Origin of the sequence: Verrucomicrobium sp. 3C (assembly GCF_000379365.1) — a bacterium.
In the GTDB taxonomy this organism is placed as follows: Bacteria; Verrucomicrobiota; Verrucomicrobiia; order Methylacidiphilales; family Methylacidiphilaceae; genus Methylacidimicrobium.
The window spans coordinates 1,356,140-1,359,606 of the sequence record NZ_KB901875.1; the positions used below are offsets into that span (position 1 = coordinate 1,356,140).

The window sequence follows — 3,467 nt, forward strand, 5'->3', positions numbered from 1 at the left end:
TCTTGCCTCCTCGGTCCTGCGCTTCCTGCTCGTTGTTCGTGGTCACTTCCCTTTCCATTTTCATCTCCTTCTACTTCGGTTGTGACCCACACACAAATTTTCGGATAGGCTCTCGGAAGCTCCAGATGACGTTGCAGGAGAAAGCGAAGGCAAGTTCGACCTCATCTCCCTCGGGAGATGTACGCGGAGCTTACCGTGGGCATAATCCTGCGCCAACCTTGTCCGGAAGCCGAATGCGGGAAATCCGCCTGTTCGGTTTGATGAGCGGGGAGTGGAAACGGCCGATAGGGAGAGATACTCAGGCACTGTCATACCGAAAGGAGCAGCTCCCTCTATGGCTCTCCTGAGGTGCTCCCAGTACGTCCGACCAATGGAAGCGGTTTTTAGACTAATTTTTGAGCGTCTCTTCCTTCCCTATTTTGAATCGTGAGGGGCTGGAAGCAACGAGCCGTTGCCAGTCCCCTCCCGGTTCGTTCTTGGGGTTTCTTCCAATACCTCTAAGGGCGTCCGGTAATCAAGGCCCTGATGCAGCCGCTCCCTGTTGTAGAACCGGAAGTAGTCGTCCAGGCCCGCCCGGGCCTCAGGCAGGTTGCCGTAGTTCCGGAGGTAAATATCCTCATACTTCACCGTCCGCCAGAGCCGCTCGACCATTACATTGTCCAAGGCTCGTCCACGCCCATCATGACTGACCGCCATCCCCGCCGCTTGCACGGCACTGGTCCACTCGGAACTGGTGAACTGACTCCCCTGATCGCTGTTGACGATCTGCGCCGAGCAGCCCGCTCGGGCCAATGCCGCCTCCAGGNCGCGCAAGCAATGCAGCGTCTCCAGGCTCGGTGCNAGTTCCCAAGCCAGCACGTAGCGGNTGAACCATTCGAGCANCGCCACCAGGAACGCAAAGCCGCCACGCAGCCGCACATACGTTATGTCAATAGCCCAGACCTGATGCGGTCGCTCAATCGNCAGNCCGCGCAGCAAATACGGAAAGACGCTTTGCCCGAATGCCGACAGGCTCAATCGCGGCTTCGGATAGACCGCCAGCAACCCCATCTGCCGCAACAAACGCCGCACCCGCTTGGGATTCACGGTGGAGCCTTCGCGCCGCAGCGCCTCGGTCATCCGCCGCACTCCGTAGAACGGATGCGCCGTGTAAAGCCCGTCCAGGCGATGACACAACGCGATCTCCTCGGCATCCGGACCCACCGGCTGGTAGTAAAGCCCGCTGCGGTCCAGCCCGAGCAACTCGCATTGGCGGCGCACGGATAGCTTCCCTCGACTGTCAATCATGGCGCGACGAGCCTCAAGTGAGAGGGCCGAACTTTTTTTTAAGCCAGCGGTTTTCCACCTCCAGCCGTCCAATCTGCTCGAAGAGCTCCCGCTCCCGCGACTCGACGGCTTGGGTCTCGCGTTCCAGCCGCCGGCCAAAGAATCCGGGCAAAGCCAGCAGCGCTTGCTTTTTCCAGTGCCCGACCACGACCGGATGCACCCCAAATTCCGTGCTCAATTGGTTGGTCGTTTTGTCCTCGCGCAGCGCCGCGACGACCACCTTGGCCTTGAACTCCGCGCTGTGCCGGCGACGCGTCCGCTTGCTTGTCTTCTCTATCATTCCAGTGGCTTCCTTTTCTTAGCTTAACCACTGGTCGGATTTTTAGGGAGCACTTCACTCCTACGTCGCACCGCGCCACTCCTCGACTCCACACAAGCCTTCTCCTGCGGCTTGTACAATGGGCTCGTCTGCTTCGTTGGGCTTGGTTTTCCATCCTTGCAGTATGTCGTCATACAGCTTCGGTGGAAAACCGGCGCCGCGCCTCGAATCCAAGGCCATTTGCGGCGCCTCGGCTACGAAATTTGTGAGAAATGGCGGCTAAGGAAGAAAGCCCTCGACTTCCTCCAGGCTCTCACGTTGATAGTCCCTCGGAGCTTCAAAAAGATCTGGAGTCGGTTCCCTCCAGAGTTGGTTCACCAGCCTAAGCCTCCCCTCATCGCCGTTGTCGTGTCGCCAGGACATTTCCTGCGGGATGCCGGCGTCCTCGGGAAGAGAGAGCCAGATTGCCAAGGCTGGTTCGGGCCAGGCTTCCCGGGCCAGGAGAAAGTGGAAAATTTGGGAGAGCGTCTTCACCTGCTGCGCTGCGGCAATCAGGAGGAGGCGGTGGTCTGCTTCGGATCGATCGGCCAGGATCTCTGCTTCCTCACCGGTTTCCGCACGTCCGATCCAGCGCGACTCCCTGTCTGGGGCCCGAACCCAGGAGAAGCGGGCAAGGTCGTGAAAGACATGGGCTCGAGCGGGAAGGGTGGGCGGCGTGAATGGGACGAGGGTCGGATCTTCTTGGAAGGGATCGGAATGGAGACGCCATCCGTTTTCCCTGCTGGCCTTTGTATTCGCGCGGATGGTGGGCCAGTCGAACGCCCAGAAATGAGCATCCAGATGTTCCAGTCCAAGAAAGGATTGGAGTTCCACGTTGTAGATCAGAGAAAAAAGGTTGGCTGGCTGATCGATGCGGATATAGGGACCCCGACGGAGCAGCGCGAGGCGCTCTTCCTTCCGATCGGATTTCCAGAGGAAGTCCAGGCGAAAGCCGTCCGCGCTTCCCGTGTAGACGCCGGCGCAGAAGAAAGAGAAAAGCAGAGCACAGAGTCGACTTAGCCGAAAGCTCATCGAGCAAAGCGAGCTAGTCGCCATTTCTCACGAATTTCGTAGCCGAGGCGCCGCAAATGGGCTTGGATGCGAGGCGCGGCGCCGCTTTTCCCCCGGAACTGTATGAGGACATACTATGCAAGGATGGAAAACCAAGCCCAACGAAGCAGACAAGCCCATTTCGCAAGCCCCAGGAGAACGCTTGAGAGAAATGGCGGCTAATCTCGGGCCGAGCAAGGCCGTTCCGATGCGGATCATCGTCCTTCCCTTCTTCGATCACGATCGTGAAGAACCCGTGTAGTTCCAAGCTCGGAAGGCCCTTGGCTCTTCGCGTGAGCCTCTTGGTTCCATCCAGAGGATGCGGAATTGGTTTCTTTCGCCGGAAAGGTTCACTTGCCTGCACGACGGAATCGTTTTTCCCAGCGTCATTGCTCCTCGGAAAAGAGTCGCAGCAAACTCCAACGAATCGACCGATTGCCCCCAGTCGAATCGATGTGCTGCGGCATGGGCCTTATCTTTTTGCCGATGGCCGATGAAAGTTTTCCGCCCGTCTTTCTCGTGCGCCGTGAAAAGGGTGCATCGCCCAGTGGGGAGGGAGTGATCTCCACCCGGCAACGATTGCTCCAGCCGGAAGCACTCGGAGCGGCTACTGGTGGTAACGCCAGCGGTCGAAGCCTCTGGGGGAAAAGGCCCGGGAAGCGGGTCAGCGAGCAAGCAGGCCCTAAGGCAAGTGAACGCTGAACAAAGCCTCGAAACGGGCAATGCGGACGCCGAGCTCGTGAGAGAGAAGCGAAGGCCGTTGTCTTCCTCGGAAGGAGAGCAAATCGATGCA

2 protein-coding genes and 1 pseudogene are annotated in these 3,467 nt (G+C 58.8%); all 3 read right to left on the minus strand.

From position 1 onward, the window contains the following. Window positions 1–414: 414 nt before the first annotated feature. Window positions 415–1,269, minus strand: a pseudogene (locus tag A37A_RS0107250) (IS3 family transposase); the annotation flags it as partial. A 31-nt stretch (window positions 1,270–1,300) separates the two neighbouring features. After that, entirely contained in the window at window positions 1,301–1,606 is a 306-nt protein-coding gene (locus A37A_RS0107255; RefSeq protein ID WP_018290856.1) for a transposase, read from the minus strand. Between the two features lie 258 nt (window positions 1,607–1,864). Beyond that, entirely contained in the window at window positions 1,865–2,656 is a 792-nt protein-coding gene (locus A37A_RS0107260; RefSeq protein ID WP_018290858.1) for a hypothetical protein, read from the minus strand. Between the last annotated feature and the right edge of the window lie 811 nt (window positions 2,657–3,467).